This window comes from Agrobacterium sp. OT33 (assembly GCF_017313365.1).
Taxonomy (GTDB): Bacteria; Pseudomonadota; Alphaproteobacteria; order Rhizobiales; family Rhizobiaceae; genus Agrobacterium; species Agrobacterium rhizogenes_A.
The window spans coordinates 664,119-685,848 of the sequence record NZ_JAFLMZ010000001.1 but is presented as its reverse complement, the minus strand read 5'-3'; the positions used below and the strand labels follow the sequence as shown (position 1 = coordinate 685,848).

Below are 21,730 nucleotides of genomic sequence, written 5' to 3'. Positions count from 1 at the left end.
CCGATCAGATGATTCTCTTCCCCGCAGAATAAACTGGAACGGGATTTTGTTGAAACCATGTTTCGCCCGGTCTGCGCGAAGCAGGTAGATTAAGGGCGCCGATAAAGAGCTTGTGAGCCGGCGCATCTGTTTTTTGCCAATCTTTGTTTTATGCTCTCTCCAACAAACACGAACCAGGGACATTCCCCGATGATATTGGCACCACTGAAATCCCGCCTTCTGGTCGCTCTTGCGGCATCCGCCATGCTGATACCGGTAGCGGCCTCCGCCCAGTCGGGTGATGTCTGGCGCAAGGGGATTTCGACGGTCGGGGAGCTGAAACATCCGGATGGTTTCGATCATTTCGACTATGTGAACACCAAGGCGCCGAAAGGCGGTGCGCTGCGCATGTCGACGACGGGAACCTTCGATACGCTCAATCCGCTGCTCGCCAAGGGCGAGGCGGCGACCGGACTTTCGCTGGTTTTCGATACGCTGATGAAATCGACGGAAGAGGAACTCTCGGCCTCCTACGGGCTTCTGGCAGAGGGGGTCAGCTATCCCGACGATATCTCCAAAGCCACGTTCCGGCTGCGGGCGGAGGCCAAATGGGCGGACGGCAAACCGGTGACGCCGGAGGATGTCGTTTTCAGCTTCGAAAAGGCCAAGGACCTGAGCCCGCAGCTTGCCACCTACTACACCCACGTCACCAAGGCGGAGGTGAGCGGTGAGAGGGACATCACCTTCACCTTCGATGAAAAGAACAATCGCGAACTGCCGCAGATCGTCGGGCAATTGCTGATCGTTCCCAAGCACTGGTGGGAAGCCGCAGGTCCGGACGGCAAGCCGCGCGACATTTCCCGCGGCACGCTGGAGCCGGTGATGGGCTCCGGCCCCTACAAGATCGCCTCGCTGTCTCCCGGTTCCACGATGACCTATGAGCGTCGCGACGATTATTGGGGCAAGGACGTCAATGTGAATGTCGGGATGAACAATTTCAAAACCATCACCTACAGCTTCTTTTCCGATCAGGATGTGGAATTCCAGGCCTTCAAATCCGGCACCGTCGATTTTCGCCAGGAAGCCTCATCCAGCCGCTGGGTCACGGGGTATGATTTTCCGGCCGTCAAGGAAGGCCGCGTCAAGAAAGAGGAATTGCCGAATATCTATCGCTCCGTTGGCATCATGCAGGCCTTCGTGCCGAACATGCGCCGTGAAAAGTTCCAGAACCCCAGCCTGCGCAAGGCGCTCAACTACGCCTTCGATTTCGAGGAACTGAACCGCACATTGGCCTACGGCCAGTTCCAGCGCATCAACAGCTTCTTCATGGGCAGCGAGCTCGCCTCTTCCGGCCTGCCGACCGGGCGAGAACTGGAACTCTTGCAGGAGCTGAAGGATCAGGTTCCGCCGGAAGTCTTCACCACCGAATACCGCAACCCGGTGGCAGGCGATCCCGCCAAGCAGCGCGACAATCTGCGCGAGGCGGTGAAGCTGATGAAGGACGCCGGTTACGAGCTGCGTGGCAACCGCATGGTCAATGCGGCAACGGGACAGCAGCTGGATATGGAATTCCTGATCGATTCCTCCGGCATGGAACGAACCATCCTGCCCTATGTCCAGAATCTCAAGAAGATCGGCATCAATGCCACGATCCGCACGGTTGATGCCTCGCAATATACCAACCGCACCCGCAGCTTCGATTTCGACATCGCCGTCAAGCTCTGGGCGACATCGGCCAATCCCGGCAACGAACAGGCGGATTTCTGGGGCTCGGCCGCCGCCGACCGGCAGGGATCCAACAACCTTGCCGGCATCAAGAACCCCGCCGTTGATGCTCTGGTCAGAAAGGTCATATTTGCGCCCAACCGGGATGAGCAGGTGGCCGCGGCGCGGGCGCTCGACCGGGTGCTTCTGGCAAACAGCTACGTCATTCCGCAATTTTACCGCGGCGAGATGTTCCTCGCTTACTGGAACACGCTCACCCGCCCTGAAAACCTGCCCGAATATGGCATCGGTTTTCCGGACGCATGGTGGTCCAGCCAGGCCGCAAACTGACGCCGGCCTTGCTTTCCCGGCGAAGGCTTGATTCACATAGGGCGATACGAATCGCTTGGAGCGCGGAAGAGCGCTTTTGAGGAAAGGACAGGGTTTGAGAGAGACGAAAACCGCTGACATATCGGCTGGGAACAAAGGCTGATGGGCGCCTATATCCTCAGACGTCTGGCGCTGATGATCCCGACCATCATCGGTATCATGGGCATTTCGTTTCTCGTCATCCAGTTTGCACCGGGCGGACCGGTGGAGCAGGTCGTCGCACAGCTGACGGGGCAGGGCGACAGTGCCTCCGACCGGCTTTCTGGCGGCGGCGATCTTATGGGTCAGTCCGGCGGCTTCGATGAAAGCGGCTCGAAATATCGCGGCGCGCAGGGTCTCGATCCGGAACTGATCGCGAAGCTCGAGAAGCAGTTCGGTTTCGATAAGCCGCCTCTCACTCGTTTTCTTGAAATGATGTGGAATTACATCCGCTTCGACTTTGGCGACAGCTTCTTCCGCAATTCCTCGGTCATTGATCTCATCATCGACAAGCTGCCGGTTTCGGCGTCGCTCGGCTTCTGGATCCTGATCATTTCCTACATCATCTCGATCCCCCTCGGCATCAAGAAAGCCGTTTCCGACGGTTCCACCTTCGATGTCTGGACTTCGGGCGTCATCATCATCGGTTATGCGGTGCCGAGCTTCCTCTTCGGCATCCTGCTCATCGTGCTTTTCGCTGGCGGATCTTTCTTCGACTGGTTCCCGTTGCGCGGCCTTGTGTCCGATAACTTTGCCGAACTGAACTGGTGGCAGAAGGTCATCGACTATTTCTGGCACCTGACCTTGCCGCTGATCGCGCTGTCGCTTTCGGCTTTCGCGACGACGACGCTTCTCACCAAAAATTCCTTCATCGACGAGATCAAGAAGCAATATGTCATCACCGCTCGCGCCAAGGGTCTCACCGAACGCAAGGTTCTCTATGGTCACGTCTTCCGCAACGCGATGCTGATCGTAATTGCCGGTTTTCCTGGCGCCTTCATTTCGGCCTTTTTCACCGGCTCGCTGCTGATCGAGAACATCTTCTCGCTGGATGGTCTCGGCCGCCTCGGTTATCTCTCGGTCGTCAATCGTGATTACCCGATCGTGTTCGGAACGCTCTTCATCTTCTCGCTGATGGGCCTCGTCGTTGGCCTGATTTCCGACCTCATCTACACATGGATCGATCCGCGTATCGACTTCGAGCGGAGGGACGTGTGATGACGCTTGCCCCCACCGCCGCTGCCGAAACACTGGTAAAGCCGAAGCGCCCGTGGTTTTCGCCGACCACCAAGCGCCGCTGGCAGAATTTCAAGGCGAACCGGCGCGGCTACTGGTCCTTCTGGCTGTTTCTGATCCTGTTTTTCCTGAGCCTGATCGCGGAATTCATCGCCAATGACAAACCCGTTCTCGCTTCCTACAAGGGTGAGATTCTGGTGCCGGTCATGGTTGATTATCCCGAGGAGAAATTCGGCGGCTTCCTGGCCCAGACCGATTACAAATCCTCCTTCATCCAGGATGAGATCAACGCCAATGGCTGGATGATCTGGCCGCCGATCCGTTATTCCTACCAGACGGTCAACTCCAATATTCCGCATTCGGCGCCCACCGCGCCCTTCTGGCTGATGGACAAAAAGGATCGCTGCTCGGCCTACCCGCAGGGCGATGCCGATCCCGGCTGCACCCTTGGCAATCTGAATTGGCTCGGAACTGACAATCAGGCACGCGATGTCACAGCGCGGATGATCTATGGTTTCCGTATTTCCGTGCTGTTCGGCCTGACGCTGACCATCGCGTCGGCGCTGGTCGGCGTCACCGCCGGCGCCATTCAGGGTTATTTTGGCGGCTGGACGGATTTGCTTTTGCAGCGTTTCATCGAAATCTGGTCGTCCATGCCGGTGCTCTATATCCTGCTCATCATCGCGGCCATTCTTCCACCCGGTTTCTTCGTGCTGCTCGGCATCATGCTGCTCTTCTCATGGGTCGGCTTTGTCGGCATTGTGCGTGCGGAATTCCTGCGCGCCAGAAACTTCGAATATGTCCGCGCTGCCCGTGCGCTCGGCGTCGGCAATTGGACGATCATGTTCCGCCACCTTCTGCCCAACGCCATGGTGGCAACGCTGACCTTCCTGCCGTTCATCCTCTCCGGCTCGATCACGACGCTCACCTCGCTCGATTTCCTCGGTTTCGGCATGCCGCCGGGCTCACCGTCGCTGGGCGAGATGATCGCGCAGGGCAAGAATAACCTTCAGGCCCCCTGGCTTGGCCTCACTGCGTTTTTCACCATGTCCATCATGCTTTCGCTGTTGATTTTCGTCGGTGAAGCGGTGCGCGACGCCTTCGATCCACGCAAGACGTTCCGGTGATCGCCATGACGGAAAAAACCATCCAGCCACTTCTCTCCGTCCGTGACCTTTCGGTCGCTTTCCATCAGGGTGGCGCGACCAGCGTTGCCGTCGATCACGTGTCCTTCGACCTGATGCCGGGCGAAGTCGTTGCCCTCGTTGGCGAATCCGGCTCCGGCAAATCCGTGACCGCGAACTCCATTCTCAAATTGCTGCCCTATCCGGCAGCAAGTCACCCGTCCGGGAAAATCCTGTTTGACGGCAAGGATATGCTGACCCTGCCGGAGCGGGCCTTGCGCGCGGTGCGGGGCAACGACATCACCATGATTTTCCAGGAGCCGATGACCTCGCTCAATCCGCTCCACACCATCGAGCGGCAGATCGGCGAGATTCTGGAGCTGCACCAGGCAATCACCGGCGCAGACGCAAGGGCGCGCACGCTGGAGCTTTTACTGCAGGTCGGCATCCGCGAACCGGAAAAGCGCCTGAAAGCCTATCCGCATGAATTGTCCGGTGGCCAGCGGCAGCGTGTGATGATCGCCATGGCGCTTGCCAACCGGCCGAAACTGCTGATCGCCGATGAGCCGACCACGGCGCTCGACGTGACGGTGCAGGCGCAGATCCTCGAGCTTCTGAGTGATCTGAAGACCAAGCACGGCATGTCGATGTTGTTCATCACCCACGACCTCGGCATCGTTCGCAAATTTGCCGATCGCGTCTGTGTCATGACCAAGGGCAAGATCGTCGAGACGGGCACGGTGGAGCAGGTGTTTAACGATCCGCAGCACGCCTATACGCGCCATCTCCTTGCAGCCGAACCCAAAGGCGAGCCGCCGCATTCCGATGCCAGCAAACCGGTGGTCATGCAAGGCGACGACATCAAGGTCTGGTTCCCGATCAAGGCCGGGCTGATGCGCCGGGTTGTCGATCATGTGAAGGCGGTCGACGGCATCGATATTACCCTGCGCGCCGGCCAGACGGTGGGCGTGGTGGGCGAATCCGGCTCGGGCAAGACCACGCTTGGTCTGGCGCTCTCCCGGCTGATCGCATCCAAGGGGCGCATCAGTTTCATCGGCCAGTCGATCGATCATTATTCCTATGAGATGATGAAGCCGCTCAGGAACCGGTTGCAGGTGGTGTTTCAGGATCCCTATGGGTCGCTCAGCCCGCGCATGTCGGTGGGTGAAATCGTCGCCGAGGGCCTGAAGGTGCATGAGCGGGCCCTGTCCGCCGATGAGCGCGATACGCGTGTCGCTACCGCGCTGGAAGAGGTCGGCCTCGATCCGGCCACCCGCTGGCGGTATCCGCATGAATTTTCCGGCGGTCAGCGCCAGCGCATCGCCATCGCTCGCGCCATGGTGCTTAAACCCCGTTTCGTCATGCTGGACGAGCCGACATCGGCGCTCGACATGAGCGTGCAGGCGCAGGTCGTCGATCTGCTGCGCGATCTCCAGGCCAAGCACGAACTCGCCTACCTCTTCATCAGCCACGATCTTAAGGTAGTGAAAGCGCTCGCCAATGACCTGATCGTCATGCGCCACGGCAAGGTGGTGGAGAGCGGCCCGGCGGCCGAGATTTTCGCCAATCCGCAGCAGGACTATACCAGAGCGCTTCTGGCGGCCGCCTTTAATATCGAGGCTGTCGAAACCAAAGCGGTGAGCCAGTAGGCGCATCGCTGTTTCTATTAAGGTAATGATTTTTCTGTTGCTTTGCGAAAAATGCCGACCCATGTTGCGAGAGACGTGATGCGGAAACGGATTGATTGCCATGGCAGCGGATGTGATTGTTCTGGGAGCGGGGATCATCGGGGTGTCGGTCGCCCTGCAACTGGCCCGAAGGGGAAAATCGGTGGTGCTGGTCGATCGGCGCGGACCGGGCGAGGAGACCTCCTTCGGTAATGCCGGGCTGATCCAGAGAGAAGGCGTCGTGCCTTACGCCTTTCCGCAGGACCTGGCACTGCTGCTGCGTTATTCCCTGAACAACAGCATCGATGCTCGCTATCACCTTTCCGCCCTACCGAAGATCGCACCTTTTCTCGGCCGCTACTGGTATAATTCCGCAGCCACGCGCCATGCGGCGATTGCCCGTGCCTATGCGCCGCTGATCGAACATTCTGTCTCTGAACACAGCATTTTGATCGACGAGGCGAAGGCTGGCGATTTGATCGTGAAAAACGGCTGGATGGAGGCTTACAGGACTGCCGCAAGGCGGGATGCCGACTATGCCTTCGCCGAGCGGCTGGCGCGTGACCACGGCATTTCCCACACGAAACTCGATGCGCAAGAGCTTGCCTCCGCCGAACCGCATCTCAGCCGGGATTTCGTTGGCGGTCTGAAATGGAACGATCCCTGGTCGGTACTCGATCCGCATGCGCTGACACTCGCCTATCTCAAACTGTTTGAGAGCTACGGCGGAACTTTTGTCCGGGGCGATGCGTCGACGCTTAGCCAGACGGTAAGCGGTTGGACGGTGCGCACCGAAACCGGCGCAGTTGAGGCGGAACATGCCGTCGTGGCACTTGGTCCTTGGGCAGATACGGTGACAGAACGGCTTGGCTATCGCTTCCCGCTCGGGGTGAAACGCGGCTACCACATGCACTATGCGCCGCAGGAGGGAACAAAGCTCAACAATTGGCTGATCGACGCCGAGCGCGGTTATTTTCTGGCACCGATGCGCAAGGGCATCCGCCTGACGACGGGTGCTGAATTTGCAGAACGCGATGCGCCGAAATCCCCCGTGCAGATCGAGCGGGCGGAACGGGTGGCCCGTACCGTTTTTCCCCTTGGCGGCCGGCTGGATGCGGAGCCGTGGATGGGCGCACGCCCCTGCACGCCTGATATGATGCCGGTCATCGGCAGGGCACCGCGCCACAGGACCTTGTGGTTTACCTTCGGCCACGCTCATCACGGCCTAACGCTGGGGCCGATCACAGGTCGTGTGCTGGCGGAAACCATGGCCGGCGAAACGCCTGTTATCGCCATCGACGCCTATCGCCCGGAAAGGTTCAATCCCTGATGGCCGAATCCGCTGGCCTTCCTGCGGCGGGCCACGTAACATAGGCTTATCCAAGGGGAAAAGGGGCAAACGTCATCATGGTGGCGAGGTTTCTCATCTATCAGCAGCAGGATGATTTTCGTTAGCGAAGCGCTTCCGCGCGCGAAACAGAAGAGAAACGGCCTGCTGGTGCATGATGGATGATATTGAAAACGCAAAGAAATTTTTCGCCGATAATCCCGATATCGAAATTCTCGAAGCCTTCGTCATAGACGCGAACGGCGTTCCGCGCGGCAAATGGATTCCACGTGAGAGGGCGATCGACGTTCTCGAAAAGGGAATGGCCATTCCCCGCTCCGTTTATGCGCTGGATATCTGGGGCCGGGATGTGCACGCCGCGGGCCTTGCCGAAGGTACGGGCGATCCGGACGGTTTTTGTTTCCCCGTTCCCGGCACGCTGTCGCGCGTGACATGGCTTGGCCGTCCGACGGCGCAAGTTCTGCTGGCGATGAAAAACCCGGATGGAACCGGCTTCTATGGCGATCCGCGCCATGTTCTGGCACAGGTTCTGAACGCCTATAAAAAGGCCGGTCTCACGCCCGTCGTGGCGACCGAGCTTGAATTTTATCTGATCGATCCCGTCCGCTCGGCGCTCGATCCGGTGCGCCCGCCGCATAGCCGCGAGGGACGCTGGCACACGGGCCAGACACAGGTTCTGTCGATTTCCGAATTGCAGGATTTCGAGGATGTCTTCCACGATATAGCCACAGCCTGCCGGGCACAGGGCGTGCTTGCCGATACGACGCTGCGCGAAAACGGGCCGGGGCAATATGAGATCAACCTCAACCATGTGCCGGACGCCTTGCAGGCCGCCGATTTCGCCGTCTTCCTGAAACGCATCGTCAAGGGCGTGGCGCGGCGGCATGAGCTCGACGCCACCTTCATGGCCAAGCCTTACGGCTTGCAGGCCGGCAACGGCATGCATGTGCATTTTTCCGTTCTCGATAAGGACGGCAGGAACATCTATGCCGGCGAAAACGGCCCATCGGATGCGCTGATGCATTCAGTCGGCGGCCTTCTGGAAAACATGGGGGAAAGCATGGCGATCTTCGCCCCCCATGCCAATTCCTATCGTCGCCTGACGCCGAGCGAACATGCGCCCACCTACGCCTCCTGGGGCATCGACAACCGCTCGGCGGCGGTGCGCGTCATCGTTGCTAGCAAGGCTGCGACGCGCATCGAACACCGTGTGGCCGGTGCCGATACCAACCCCTATCTGGTTGTGGCGATGATCCTGAGTGCAGCACTTGCCGGCATGAAGGAAAAGCGCCAGCCCGGCGGCGCTATCGCCGGTGACAGCCATGCGATCAATCACGAACCGCTGCCCACCAACTGGGATTATGCCCTGCAGCGCTTCACGCGCTCGAGCTTTGCCTATGCAACGCTTGGCCAGAAGTACCGCACCTTGTTTTCCGCCTGCAAGCAGCAGGAGCTTTCCGAATTTTCCCTGCGCGTAACCGACGTCGAATATGACGCCTATATCAGGACGGTGTGAGAAATGGCTGAGGTAACGACGATCCCCAATCCGGGCCACACATCCTCATGGTACGCGGCCTCCGCCAATGTCAAATCCGTGCGACCAACGCTCGAAGGCGCGCTGGAAGCCGATGTCTGCATCATCGGTGGCGGTTTCACCGGCATTTCCGCAGCACTTGAACTCAGTGAGCGCGGTTATGCCGTCATTGTGCTGGAAGGCGTGCGTGTCGGCTTCGGCGCCTCGGGCCGTAATGGCGGCCAGATCGTCAATGGCTATAGCCGTGATCTCAAAACCATCGCTGGCCGTTATGGGCATGACAAGGCGGTAAAGCTCGGGGAAATGTCGCTGGAAGGCGGCGCGATCATCCGCGAGCGTATCGCCAAATATGACATCGACTGTGATCTCGTCGATGGTGGCTTCTTCGCCGCCTTCACGCCGAAACAGATTCGCGAGATGGAGGCTCACAAGGCCCATTGGGAAAAGCACGGCCATGGTGGGCTGGAAATGGTCCCCAGGGCGGATGTCGGCACTTATGTAAAGTCCGACCGTTATGCCGGTGGCATGATCGACCGCCTCGGTGGCCACATCCACCCGCTCAATCTGGTGCAGGGCGAGGCTGCGGCGGCCGAAAGCCTCGGTGCCCGCATATTCGAAAATTCACGGGTTATCTCGGTAGAACAGGGTGCAAACCCCGTGGTGCGCACGGCGACGGGCAGCGTGAAGGCGAAATATGTGCTCGTCTGCGGTAATGCCTATCTCGGGACATTGCTGCCGGAAATCGGTGAGCGGATGATGCCGGTCTCAAGTCAGGTCATGGCGACGGAACCACTCGATGCCGATCTGATCGAGGCGCTTTTGCCCGCCGATTATTGCGTCGAGGATGCCAATTACATTCTCGATTATTACCGCCGCACCTCGGATAACCGTCTGCTTTACGGCGGGGGTATCGGTTATGGCGGCAGCGACCCGGCCGACCTGACCGGCGTGATCCGCCCAAACATGCTGAAGACCTTTCCGCAACTGGAAAAGACCAGGATCGACTTCGCCTGGAGCGGCAATTTCGCGCTGACGCTGACGCGCATCCCGCATATGGGCAGGCTTTCGGACAATATCTATTTTTCGCATGGCGACAGCGGCCATGGCGTCACGACCACACATCTGCTCGGCAAGATATTGGGCGAGGCCGTTGCCGGCCACGCCGAACGTTTCGATATCTGGAGTTCGCTGCCGAACTATCCGTTCCCCGGCGGCAAGACCTTCCGCGTGCCGCTGACCATGCTTGGCGCCTGGTGGTACGGCATGCGGGACAGGCTCGGCTTTTAGAGCATTTCCCGCAAAAGCGTGAAGCGGTTTCGCCTCCGGAAATGCAATAAAACAGGGAGTTAGAACGTCACTGTTTTAAGGCCGGAAAGCGCATTTTTCGCGATTTCTTCCGGTGTGGTGTCGATGCTGACGGTGACGACGCCCGGTTCGCCGGTCGGCACTTCCAGCGTGGCAAGCTGGGTCTGAAGCAGCGAGAGCGGCATGAAATGGCCCTTGCGTTCACCCATGCGCCGGCTGAGAAGCTCCAGGCTGCCATCCAGATAAACGAAAGCAAGCGGGCTGCCGGTGGCCGTGCGAAGCCGGTCACGATAAATTTTCTTGAGTGCCGAGCAGGAAACGACGACACCGTTGCCTTCGCTGCCCTTGCGCAGTTCCGCGCCGATCAGGTCCAGCCAGGGCCAGCGGTCTTCGTCCGTCAGCGGAATGCCTTCGGACATTTTATCGACATTGGATTTCGGGTGAAGCTTGTCGCCTTCAATAAAGGCGATGCCCAGTTTTTCCGCCAGCTCCTCTGCGACCGTGGACTTGCCAGAGCCGCTCACTCCCATCACGACGATTGCCTGTGTCACCCGAACCTCTGATGTTTCTGTTTCGACGGTCAGCCCCTAACATGTGCGGCTGACGTCGGGAACATAAAAATACGGAGCTTGCCCGTGTCAGTGCCCGGTTTTGCGGGCTGCTGCTCTTTCCAGCGCGGAAAAGGCAGAGTGGATGAGAACCGCAAGTGCGGCGACGATCAGCCCGCCCTGCAGGATGAAGGCGAGATTGTTGGATTGCAGGCCGGCGATGATCACTTCGCCAAGCGTGCGCGCCGCTACCGTGGAGCCGATGGTGGCTGTTGAAAGGCTGATGACTGCCGACAACCGGATGCCTGCAAGAATGGCGGGTAACGCAAGCGGCAGTTCCACTTTGACAAGCCGCTGCCAGCCGGTCATGCCGCTGCCTCTGGCGGCATCCATCACCGTGGCGGGCAGGGTGGTAAGCCCGGTCAGCGTATTTTCGAACACCGGCAGCAATGCGTATAAAAACAGCGCAATAAGCGTCGGTTTTTCCCCGAAACCGATCATCGGCACCGCAAGCGCGAGTACCGCCACGGGCGGGAAGGTCTGACCGATATTGACGATGCTGCGCGACAAAGGCAGGAAATCCGCCCCGAAAGGCCGGGTGACGAGAACTGCGAGCGCACCCGCTACCAGTGTGGCCAGCCCCGTGGCGATCGCCACGGTGGTCAGATGCGAGAGGGTGAGGGAGAGAAGATTGGCCTGCGTGTAGATCGCCGGTGCATTGGCCTGCACGAGAGGGCGGAATATCGGCGCGAAGATTTGCGGCGCTGCAAGAAAGACGATCAGCACCAGCACCAGAAAGCCGATTGCAAGGAAAGAGGCCGCGTTTTTCATGAGGCTCCGGCAGCACGCTGGAGGAGAACGTCCCGCCGCACCCGGCCGACGAGCTGGCCGTCGTCCTTGACGACCGGCAGGACATCGCAGCCCGCCCATAACATCGCTGACAGGGCATCGCGCTGGCTTGTATGTTCGGTAAGCGGTTCGCCCTCGGCGCTTCCCAGCTCCACGATGTCAGCAATAGAGAGAACCGACAGCAGTTTCAGCGCACGTTCGTTTTCGCCGATCATGGTGCGCACGAAATCGGTTGCCGGTTTCAGCACCAGTTCCGCCGGCGGGCAGTCCTGCACGATACGGCCCTTGTCCATCACGGCAATGCGATCCGCCAGATGAAAGGCCTCGTCCATATCGTGTGTGACGAGGACGATGGTGACGCCGAGCTTCTTCTGAATATCGAGAAGATCGTTCTGCGCCTTGGCGCGGATTACCGGGTCGAGCGCGCCGAAGGGTTCGTCCATCAGCAAGATATTCGGCTCTGCGGCAAGCGCCCGCGCCACGCCGACACGCTGCTGCTGGCCGCCGGAAAGCTCATGCGGAAAACGGTCCGCATAAAGCGCGGGATCAAGCTGGAAGAGGTGCATCAACGCATCGATCTTCGCCTCGATGCGTTTGCGGTCCCAGCCGACCAACTGCGGAACGGTGGCGATATTCTCCGCCACCGTCCTGTGTGGAAACAGGCCATGGCCCTGAATGGCATAGCCCATCTGTCGGCGCAGTTTGTAACCCGGCATCGTGCTGACATCCTCACCGTCGATTCGGATCGTGCCGGAGGTCGGTTCCACCAGCCGGTTTATCATCCGCAGCAGCGTGGTTTTCCCCGATCCTGACGTGCCGACGATGACGGTGACGGTGCGCGGTGCGACGGTCAGCGACACCTGATCCACCACGGCCGCATCGCCATATCGTTTTGTGATGGTGTCGATCTCGATCATGCCTGTTGCCTTCCGCCTGCGCTGAAGAGATTACTGTCGATGAGGGCGTCTAGCGTGATCGCGGCGGCAAAACCGAGGAGAACGGTCGGCACGGTGCCGAGCAGTACGAGGTCCATCGCCGTCTGCCCGATGCCCTGAAACACGAAAACGCCGAAACCGCCGCCGCCGATCAGCGCGGCGATGGTCGCCAGCCCGATATTCTGCACCAGCACGATGCGGATGCCCGTGAGGATGACCGGCATGGCCAGTGGAAATTCCACCCGCAGCAGCCTTTGCACCGGTGTCATGCCAAGTCCACGCGCCGCTTCCCGGACTGCCTGCGAGACGCCGGAAAGGCCGACAACCGTGTTGGAAACGACCGGCAGCAGTGAATAGAGAAACAGCGCCACGAATGCGGGCGCCATGCCGATGCCGGCGATGCCGATCCTGGCCGCTCCCGGCACGGTGGCGGCAATCCATCCAAGCGGAGCGATCAGCAGGCCGAAGAGGGCGATGGAAGGGATGGTCTGGACGATATTGAGGCTGTTCAGCACGCCTGCCCGCAACCGCTCGACCTTGTAACAGAGTATCCCCAGCGGAATGCCTGCCACTGTCGCCGCGATCAGCGAGCCGATCGCAAGCTCCACATGCCGTAGGGCTTCTGTCCAGAAAATATCGGCCCGGGCAGTATATTCCCTGATGATCGAGAGATCGTTCCAGAGACCGCTTGTCAGCACGGCTGCAAGTGCGGCAATGGCCATGAGCAATAGCAATATCCGGACGGCGGGCTTCGGCTGGAGACGTGCAATGCAATCCGTCGCGAGCAAAGCCAGCCCGGCAAACATCAGCCAGAAACCGCTCGCCGGCGAAATGCGGGCGAAACCATTACCCTCCGGTGTGAGGAAGGAGGCCGCCTGCCCGACAAAAACCGCCAGCGCCGCAAGAGAGACCAGGGCGGCTGCGAGTTTCAGCCGCGCCGGAAAGCGCAGGAAAGCGATGAAGGCTGCAACGAGAATGATGGCGGCAAGGAGTGTTGCGGAAACGGATGGAAGTGCATCGAAGATCGCCCGTGCTTCGCCCTGAACGATCCGGTTGGCGCGAAACGTCATGAAAGGCGATACAAAAAGCGCATAGAGCAGCAGGCACGAAATCAGCACACCCACCTTGTCAGGCCATTTCGTCAAATCCTGCTCCCCTGCACCCTGGTCCAGCGCTGGGCCGTAAGAGCGCTGTGGTTCCCGCAGCCCGCCCCGGCACCATGATAGCTTACTTGACGAAACCGTTCTTTGTCAGGAAGTCGAGCGCCACGGTCTTCGCCTGTTCGCCACCCACCTGCACACGCGCATTCAGATCCTGCAGGGTCGCCAGATCGAGTTTCTCGAACACGGGTTTCAGCAGTTCCTCGATATTGGGATGCTTTTTCAGAGCCTCTTCACGAATGATCGGTGCGGGCTGATAGACCGGCTGCACATGTTTGTCGTCCTCCAGCACCACAAGACCCGAAGGCGCGATGCCGCCATCCGTGCCATAGACCATGGCGGCATTGGCATTGTTGGTCTGATTGGCGGCGGCGGCGATCGTGGCGGCCGTATCGCCGCCGGACAGCGTGATCAGCTGCTCCGGTTTCATGGTGAAACCATAGGTCGTCTGGAATGCCGGCAGGGCGGCGGCGGAATTGACGAATTCGGAGGAGGCCGCAAGAACCACCGCGCCGCCATCGGCGACATATTTGCCGAAATCGGAAAGCGTCTTCAGATTGTTCTTGTCGGCGACATCCTTGCGAAGCGCAATCGCCCAGGTGTTGTTGGCCGGAGAGGGCGCCAACCAGACGATCTTGTTGGCGTCGTAGTCGAGCGTTTTCGCTTCTTCATAACCCTTGGCGGCGTCCTTCCACAACGGGTCGTCGGCCTTGGAGAAAAAGAAGGCGGCATTGCCGGTATATTCCGGATAGATGTCGATCTCGCCGGCAGTGATTGCCTTCCTGACGACCGGGGTAGCACCAAGCTGGATGCGATCCGTCGTCTCGATATTGTTCTTGCTGAGGACGGCAAGGATGATGTTGCCGAGGACGCCGCCTTCCGTATCGATCTTCGACGACACCACCACCTGCGCCTGAGCGATGGAAACAGAAAGGGCGAACGCAAGTCCTGCGCCCGTCAACGTCATCAAGCGGTTCATGAATTTTCCTCCGGTGGGTCAGCCTGCCGAACAGGTGAAAGATTGCCGCCGCAATTGCGGCGGAGTGTTAACGACCGGGAGGGAAAAAGGTTGCAACGTCACCTGCAATTTGGCGTCCGGCGAGGTGCTTTGCGCTCACGGGGCGGCCGTCAGCTCTCGTCGTTCCGCTTGCGCGCATCCTTGCCCATGACGAGTGGCATGAGCACGGAGAGAAACAGCAGCCTGATGACATGGTGGGAGCCGACATAGGCGGTATCGGCATGCATCATCACCGCCATCGCCGCCATGGTTTCGAGGCCGCCCGGCGCATAGGCGATCATCACGGCATTGAGCGGAACGCCGGTGACGCCGGAAATCATCCAGGCGATGCCGCCGGCGATTACCATCACGGCAATGGTGACGACGAAGCCGGCCAGAAAACCCTTGCGCACTTCCATCAGCGACACATTGGAAAAACGCGTGCCGATGAGGCAGCCGATCAGCACATAGACCGGCAGGCTGAGCCAGGCGGGAACACCGCCTGCGGTAAAGCCGGTAATATGGGTGCCGATGGAAACGGCAACGCCGCCAAGCAGCAGGGCGGCCGGAAATCTCCAGCGCAGGAAAAGCCATCCGGTCAGCAGGGATGCGGCGATGGTCAGCGCCAGGGTTAAAAGACCCATTGGCGGGTTTGTGATCAGCGGCTCGGTGCTGACCAGATCGAAATATTCGACGATCAGCGGCACCGAAAGCGTCAGCGCCAGTACCCTGACACTTTGCACGATGCTGACGGTCGCAAGGTCGCTTTTCGTTTCTGCGCCAAGGCTGATGATGTAGCTGAGGTGACCGGGGGAGGCGCCCAGCATGGCCGTCGTCCGGTCGTAGCCGAAACCGTAATGCAGGATCCAGTAAGCGACGTAGAGCATGATGACGACGGCGACGAGCACGACGACGAAGCTCAGCGGCCATGTCTTTGCCGCATCGATGACCGAGGGCGTTACGCTCGTTCCCATCGAAATGCCGACGACGACGAAACAGGCATTGCGGATGAAGGCGGGAATTCCAAGCTTGACGCCCGCCAGTCCGGTGATCGTCACCGCGAGTGCCGGCCCCGAAAGAAAGGGGGCGGGAACATGAAGCAGGCTGGCAAGCAGTGCGCCCATGCTGCCGACAAGGGCGGTAAGCGCAAATGTATGAAGTTCGGGCTTGATGATCATTGCGACGCTGATTGTTTGCTTGAAAAAGCTCGTGACCAAATGCGCCGCTTCGTCTCGCAACGTCAACCGGCGGGACCAAAAATATTGTATTTCATGAGTATTTTATAAAAGAAAAGCCCGTGACCTTCCGGCACGGGCTCTGGCTGTCGCCATTTGGCATTCATCTGGTCAGGCGGCGGGAAGCGCCACGGCCTTCGGCATTTCGGTATCGAGGCCGAGCAGGAAGTTGATCTGCGGGCGTGCCTTGACGAGATCGTCGATCGAATATTCCGCCAGCACGTCGAAGAAGGCATTGAGCGCCTTGCGCAGCGCCGAGTTCAGGCCGCAGCTGTCCACAAGCGGACATTCGACAGCGCCGTCCTCGAAGCACTCCGCCATTGCAAAACTGTCTTCCGTGACCTTCACGACATCGAACAGGCTGATCTTCTCGGCGGGCTTGCCCAGGCGCACACCGCCATTGCGGCCACGTACGGTTTCCACCAGTCCGGCCTTGTTGAGCGGCTGCAGGATCTTGAAAAGGAACAGCTCTGACACGCCATAGGCCCTGGCGATCTCTGGAATACGGCTCAGCTTGCCTTCATTCGCGGCGCAGTACATCAACATGCGAACGGCATAGTTGGTCTGTTTGGTCAAACGCATGCTGGTCTCCTAACTCTCAATGTGGAGTTATATAGTCTCTTTTTCAGTTTAGAACAATTCCAGAAACTGAAAAAACTGGCATCCATCCGATATTTCTCGAACAGCCTTGTTGACCGCCTCGATGATTCATGAACAAACAAGTCAAGAATCGGAATGTAATGGAGGCATTCATAATGGCAAGCTTGAAATCGTATTTTTCCGCTGCCGTTTTTTCGGGACTGGCTATCCTCTCGGCCGTGCCTGCGGCTTTTGCGGAAGGCGAGGTGAATGTCTATTCCTATCGCCAGCCGGAGCTGATCCAGCCGCTGCTGGATGCTTTCACCAGGGAAACCGGTATCGAGGCGAATGTTCTTTTCCTCGACAAGGGGCTGGTGGAGCGCATCCAGGCCGAGGGCGTCAATTCGCCCGCCGATGTGCTGCTGACGGTCGATATCGCCCGTCTCGTGGAGGCAAAGGAAGGCGGCGTTACGCAGCCGGTCCTTAATGATCCCATCATTGAAAAGGATATACCCGCGAACCTCCGTGACCCCCAGGGGGAGTGGTTCGGCCTGACGACGCGCGGCCGGGTTGTCTATGCCTCCAGGGAGCGGGTGACCCAGAAGGATATCACCTATGAGGAGCTTGCCGATCCCAAGTGGAAGGGCAAAATCTGCATTCGCGACGGCCAGCATTCCTACAATATCGCGCTGATCGCCTCGATGATCGCCCATCATGGCGTCGATTACACCCGTACCTGGCTCACCGGCCTGAAGAATAACCTCGCGCGCAAGCCTGATGGCACCGACCGCAGTCAGGCGAAATCGATCTTTTCCGGCGAATGCGATATCGCGCTCGGCAACACCTATTATGTCGGCCTGATGCTGACCAATGATCGTGAACCGGAAGAAAAGGAATGGGCTGGATCGGTGCGGGTGATCTTCCCCAATGCGGGCGATCGCGGCACGCACGTGAATATTTCCGGCATGGCCCTGACGAAATATGCGCCCAACAAGGACAATGCGCTGAAGCTGATGGAATTTCTGGCTTCCCGCGAAGCCCAGGAAATCTACGCCAAGCAGGTCTTTGAATATCCGGTGCTGCCCGGCGCGGAGCCTTCCGATGTCGTGAAGGGCTTCGGCCCCATCAATCCGGACAAGCTGCCGTTGACGGATATTGCCGCCCATCGCAAGCAGGCATCGGAACTGGTGGACGAAGTGGGTTTCAACGACGGTCCGACCAACTGACGCCGCTCCCAAGGCTCGCGACTTTAAGTGTCGATATTACCGGCGGGTCAGTTGTCCGCCGGTTTGCTATCGAGTGAAGCGTTGTAGTCGAGGATCGCTTTACGCCTTTCCGGCGTTCCGGGATGGGTGGAGACGATGCTGGTGCCACCCTTGTCGCCCAGTTTTTCCTCAAGCAGCGCGAAGAAGCGTTCGATGGCGGTGGGGTCGAGCCCTGCCTCGCGCATCAGTTCGACAGAGCGCTGGTCCGCCTGCCGTTCGGCATCGCGCGAATGCGATAGCGCCAGAAGGCCGCCGCCCTGGGTGAGAATATCCTCCATCGCCGAACCGACGTCGCCGGCGATCAGCATGACAAGACCGGCGACACCGGCGGCACGATAAAGCTGCCGCAGGCTGTGCTCATATTCCACATGGCCGATTTCATGTGCGAGGACGCCGGTAATCATCTGCCTGTCGTCCCCCGCCAGCTCCACCAGCTCATCCGTCAAGACCAGCGTCCCGTCCGGCAGCGCGAAGGCGTTCGGGCCGATATAACCGCCCTTGCGGAAATTCAGCTTGTAGTCCTCGGGTGAACCTTCCGCATGGGCGGCGATCCGGGCAAACTCCGCACGGATGGCATCCTGCTCTTCCTGCGGCAGGCCGCTTGGAGAAAACACTGCCTGGTCCAGAGCCTGCATGGTGCTGGCCGACATGATTTGCGGAACGATCGGCGGGGTTACGGCGACCGCCAGCTCCACCAGCGCCGGAAGTGCCAGCTTGTAGGTGCCATAGGCCAGAAGAACGGCCGCGGCGGTGATACCGACCAGCCGCAGGCGGAACTGTTCCAGCCAGTTTACGAAACCCGCGCGTTTGGCGATGTGCTGGCCGAGCAGACGATCCACGCCGTCATTGTCGCGTGTTTCAAACAGCGACCCATCGGGAAAATGCAACTCCCGGGGGATGGTGCCAACCCGGTGGCTGATCTCGACCGCTTTTATCTCGGCCTGGGTTCTGACGTGGTTGTCCTTCGTGTCGAGCACGAGAAGAACCGTGCCGCCAAGCTTCAGCCTGGCGGCGCTGGAAAGGCTGGAGCGAGCGGCATGCCACTCGCCCGAAACGGTTTCTCCGGTATCAGAAACCAAATTCGAAACCTTCCATATCCATATATTCGGCGCTGACGGCGGCACCGGTGGCTTCCATCGATGAGAGGACTTCGCCCACGTCACCGTTGAAGCGGATTGCCGTGCGTTCCACGGTGTAACGCGCCTCGCGCACCGCCGCCCATGGCCGCATCAGGCCAAGTGTGAAGACTGTGACGATGAGGTTGGAGACGATGATCCACAGGTAGCGGCCGCGATGAAGGTCGCTGTGCAGGTCGTGCTTGCCGTCCAGCAGCATGGAGGAAATGACGACGTTGCGAACGCCGGTGCGATAGACGACACCCGCAAGACCATAGACCAGAAATGCGCCGAAAACTCCGGCATAGAGCGAAGCCAGCGCGGTGGCCATGGCTGTCGTCTCGTCTTCGAGCATCGCGCTGTTGGCCGCAAAGGCGGCAAGGCCGAAGAAGCCAACCACGATGCCACCGATCACCACCATGATCGCGGGAATGATCCAGACCCGGTAGAGCTTGCCGATCCTGGGGTCGGCGCTGAAGGGCCGGTCACCATAACGCAGGTTGCCGAAAATATAGCGGTTCGCCCAACGGCTGGACAGCGGCGCCAGAATGCCGAAGGAGAAGAACGCAACGAGGCTGCCGAGCAGGATGGAGACAAAAGCGCCCCCTGCGGTGCCGACGAAATCAAAACGCACATTGCGATAGCTTGTCACCCGCGCATTAAAACGAATGCTGCGCGTAATCAGCCATGGAAAGAAGATCATCAGCAGGATTGCCGGCACGAAGACCAGGTACGGATGGATGAGACCGACAAGCTGCGAGACGACGATGAAGGCAAAGGCAATGAGCCGTCCCTTGAAGATTTGTCCGCCCGTGGCGTGGTAACCGAAGGCGCGGCCCGCCAGCACGGTGTTGCCATTGAAATAACGCTTGCGGCGCACCTTCGCCCAGGCGGAATAGATGCCGATCGTGACGATCGTCAGCAGAATATTGACGATCCAGATTCCGAAATATTCCTTGGCATTTCCACTGAATGAGCCGCGTTCGAGTGCGCGCTGATCCGCGCTGACAGAGATATCACTCATAATAGTCCCTCATGACATGCCCCTCTCCGGGCAGATTGAGTTTGCAAGCTTCCCCGTTATCGTCGGTTTGGCAGCGTCCCCACGCCGCAACGGCTCTTTTACGCCATAACAGCTTTAAGTGGAATTATCTTGACGAAAGAAACTTGATTTTTTTAGTCGTCTTTTTAATCAAAAAAAGCCCCGCTGTTTTGCCGCGGGGCTTTTGTCTTGTTTGCGGGCTTTCCCGATTATTTCATCGTCGGCATGACGAATTCGGCACCCGACTTGATGCCGGACGGCCAGCGCGAGGTGATCGTCTTGGTCTTTGTCCAGAACTTGATCGAATCCGTGCCGTGCTGGTTGAGGTCACCGAAGCTGGAAGCCTTCCAGCCGCCGAAGGAGTGGTAGGCAAGCGGAACCGGGATCGGAACATTGACGCCGATCATGCCGATATTGACGCGGCTGGCGAAATCGCGGGCCGCATCGCCGTCACGGGTATAGATCGCGACGCCGTTGCCGTATTCGTGCTTCATCGGCAGTTCGAGCGCGTCCTCGTAGTTCTTGGCGCGAACGACCGACAGAACCGGTCCGAAGATCTCCGTCTTGTAGATGTCCATATCGGGGGTGACGTGGTCGAACAGGCAACCGCCGACGAAATAGCCGTCTTCATAGCCCTGAAGCTTGAAGTCGCGGCCATCAACCAGAAGCTTCGCGCCCTGTGCGACACCGCTGTCGATCAGGCCCTTGACGCGCGTCTGCGCTTCCTTGGTGACGAGCGGGCCCATATCGGCCTTGTCGTCGGTATAGGGGCCGATCTTCAGTGCCTCGATCTGCGGGATAAGCTTTTCAACGAGACGGTTGGCCGTCTCTTCGCCAACGGGAACCGCAACCGAAACCGCCATGCAGCGCTCGCCGGCCGAGCCGTAACCCGCGCCCATCAATGCGTTCACGGCCTGGTCGAGATCGGCATCCGGCATGATGATCATGTGGTTCTTCGCGCCGCCGAAGCACTGCGCGCGCTTGCCGTTCATGGCGGCGGTGCCGTAGACATAGCGGGCGATCGGTGTCGAGCCAACGAAGGAAACCGCGCCGATATCGGGATCGGTCAGGATGGCGTCGACAGCGCCCTTGTCGCCGTTGACGACGTTGAGGATGCCAGCCGGAAGACCGGCCTCGATCATCAGTTCGGCAAGGCGGATCGGCAGCGACGGGTCGCGCTCGGAAGGCTTGAGGATGAAGGCGTTGCCGCAGGCAATTGCCGGGGCGAACATCCACATCGGGATCATGCCGGGGAAGTTGAACGGGGTGATGCCCGCGCCGATGCCAACCGGCTGGCGGATCGAATACATGTCGATGGCCGGGCCGGCGCCCTCGGTGAACTCGCCCTTCTGCAGATGCGGAATGCCGCAGACGAACTCGCAGACCTCAAGGCCGCGAACGATATCGCCCTTGGAATCCTCGACGGTCTTGCCGTGCTCGCTGGACAGCAGCACCGCCAGCTCGTTGATATCGCGGTTCAGAAGTTCGACGAACTTGAAGAAGACGCGGGCGCGGCGCTGCGGGTTGGTGGCGGCCCATTTCGGCTGCGCAGCCTTGGCGCTTTCAACGGCGGCGCGCAGTTCGGCGTCGCTCGCAAGTGCAACGGTTGCCTGAACTTCGCCCGTCGCGGGATTGTAGACATTCGATGTGCGGCCGCTGGTGCCAGGCACATGCTTGCCGTTAATGAAATGACCGATTTCCTTCATGGGTTTTCCTCCAGATTATGATGGCGCAGCATT

General features: G+C 59.5%; 18 protein-coding genes. 8 read left to right on the top strand and 10 right to left on the bottom strand.

Features of this window, described 5'->3' with window-relative positions; all coding sequences use genetic code 11:
- Positions 1–189: 189 nt before the first annotated feature.
- The 7 genes from JZX88_RS03385 (at position 190) to JZX88_RS03355 (ending at position 10,248) form a co-directional block, all read left to right on the top strand.
- Positions 190–2,034, top strand: a complete 1,845-nt coding sequence (locus JZX88_RS03385; RefSeq protein WP_142855162.1) for an extracellular solute-binding protein — start codon at positions 190–192, stop codon at positions 2,032–2,034.
- A 141-nt stretch (positions 2,035–2,175) separates the two neighbouring features.
- Positions 2,176–3,270 (top strand): microcin C ABC transporter permease YejB, encoded by a 1,095-nt coding sequence (locus JZX88_RS03380; protein ID WP_206912539.1) that lies wholly within the window; start codon positions 2,176–2,178, stop codon positions 3,268–3,270.
- Positions 3,270–4,415 carry an ABC transporter permease gene (locus JZX88_RS03375; RefSeq protein WP_206912538.1) on the top strand — a complete coding sequence of 382 codons (1,146 nt, stop codon included), beginning with the start codon at positions 3,270–3,272 and terminating at the stop codon, positions 4,413–4,415. The genes JZX88_RS03380 and JZX88_RS03375 overlap by 1 nt, the downstream gene beginning before the upstream one ends.
- Before the next feature lie 5 nt (positions 4,416–4,420).
- The gene (locus tag JZX88_RS03370) at positions 4,421–6,061 is read left to right on the top strand and encodes an ABC transporter ATP-binding protein (protein WP_206912537.1); all 1,641 of its coding nucleotides are present in this window, start codon (positions 4,421–4,423) and stop codon (positions 6,059–6,061) included.
- A gap of 100 nt (positions 6,062–6,161) precedes the next feature.
- Positions 6,162–7,409 (top strand): FAD-binding oxidoreductase, encoded by a 1,248-nt coding sequence (locus JZX88_RS03365; protein WP_206912536.1) that lies wholly within the window; start codon positions 6,162–6,164, stop codon positions 7,407–7,409.
- A 172-nt stretch (positions 7,410–7,581) separates the two neighbouring features.
- Positions 7,582–8,943, top strand: a complete 1,362-nt coding sequence (locus JZX88_RS03360; protein ID WP_161991557.1) for a glutamine synthetase family protein — start codon at positions 7,582–7,584, stop codon at positions 8,941–8,943.
- 3 nt (positions 8,944–8,946) lie between these two features.
- A complete protein-coding gene (locus JZX88_RS03355) occupies positions 8,947–10,248 on the top strand; it encodes an FAD-binding oxidoreductase (RefSeq protein WP_206912535.1) in 1,302 nt (433 codons plus the stop codon).
- A gap of 59 nt (positions 10,249–10,307) precedes the next feature.
- Here the strand turns inward: JZX88_RS03355 and JZX88_RS03350 are convergent, their stop codons facing one another.
- From JZX88_RS03350 to rirA, 7 genes are all read right to left on the bottom strand, one after another.
- Entirely contained in the window at positions 10,308–10,796 is a 489-nt protein-coding gene (locus tag JZX88_RS03350) for a gluconokinase (RefSeq protein ID WP_046799193.1), read from the bottom strand.
- A gap of 108 nt (positions 10,797–10,904) precedes the next feature.
- Positions 10,905–11,645, bottom strand: coding sequence for an ABC transporter permease (locus JZX88_RS03345; RefSeq protein WP_110755777.1), 741 nt, complete (start codon positions 11,643–11,645; stop codon positions 10,905–10,907).
- Positions 11,642–12,580 (bottom strand): ABC transporter ATP-binding protein, encoded by a 939-nt coding sequence (locus JZX88_RS03340; RefSeq protein ID WP_206912534.1) that lies wholly within the window; start codon positions 12,578–12,580, stop codon positions 11,642–11,644. Before JZX88_RS03340 ends, JZX88_RS03345 begins: the two co-directional genes overlap by 4 nt.
- A complete protein-coding gene (locus tag JZX88_RS03335; protein ID WP_206912533.1) occupies positions 12,577–13,743 on the bottom strand; it encodes an ABC transporter permease in 1,167 nt (388 codons plus the stop codon). The genes JZX88_RS03340 and JZX88_RS03335 overlap by 4 nt, the downstream gene beginning before the upstream one ends.
- An 82-nt stretch (positions 13,744–13,825) precedes the next feature.
- A complete protein-coding gene (locus JZX88_RS03330; RefSeq protein WP_206912532.1) occupies positions 13,826–14,737 on the bottom strand; it encodes an ABC transporter substrate-binding protein in 912 nt (303 codons plus the stop codon).
- Positions 14,738–14,886: 149 nt separating this feature from the next.
- On the bottom strand, positions 14,887–15,933 hold the full coding sequence (locus JZX88_RS03325) for an AbrB family transcriptional regulator (RefSeq protein ID WP_206912528.1): 1,047 nt from the start codon (positions 15,931–15,933) through the stop codon (positions 14,887–14,889).
- Positions 15,934–16,101: 168 nt separating this feature from the next.
- Positions 16,102–16,572, bottom strand: coding sequence for an iron-responsive transcriptional regulator RirA (gene rirA, locus JZX88_RS03320; protein ID WP_065114589.1), 471 nt, complete (start codon positions 16,570–16,572; stop codon positions 16,102–16,104).
- Between the two features lie 173 nt (positions 16,573–16,745).
- On the opposite strand from rirA, the gene JZX88_RS03315 reads away from it, so the two are divergent.
- On the top strand, positions 16,746–17,795 hold the full coding sequence (locus JZX88_RS03315) for a Fe(3+) ABC transporter substrate-binding protein (protein ID WP_246753425.1): 1,050 nt from the start codon (positions 16,746–16,748) through the stop codon (positions 17,793–17,795).
- Positions 17,796–17,842: 47 nt separating this feature from the next.
- Here the strand turns inward: JZX88_RS03315 and JZX88_RS03310 are convergent, their stop codons facing one another.
- The 3 genes from JZX88_RS03310 to JZX88_RS03300 form a co-directional block, all read right to left on the bottom strand.
- Positions 17,843–18,913 (bottom strand): M48 family metallopeptidase, encoded by a 1,071-nt coding sequence (locus tag JZX88_RS03310; RefSeq protein WP_065114590.1) that lies wholly within the window; start codon positions 18,911–18,913, stop codon positions 17,843–17,845.
- Positions 18,903–19,973, bottom strand: coding sequence for a YjgN family protein (locus JZX88_RS03305; protein WP_206912525.1), 1,071 nt, complete (start codon positions 19,971–19,973; stop codon positions 18,903–18,905). Before JZX88_RS03305 ends, JZX88_RS03310 begins: the two co-directional genes overlap by 11 nt.
- Positions 19,974–20,200: 227 nt before the next feature.
- Positions 20,201–21,697, bottom strand: coding sequence for a CoA-acylating methylmalonate-semialdehyde dehydrogenase (locus JZX88_RS03300; protein ID WP_065114592.1), 1,497 nt, complete (start codon positions 21,695–21,697; stop codon positions 20,201–20,203).
- Between the last annotated feature and the right edge of the window lie 33 nt (positions 21,698–21,730).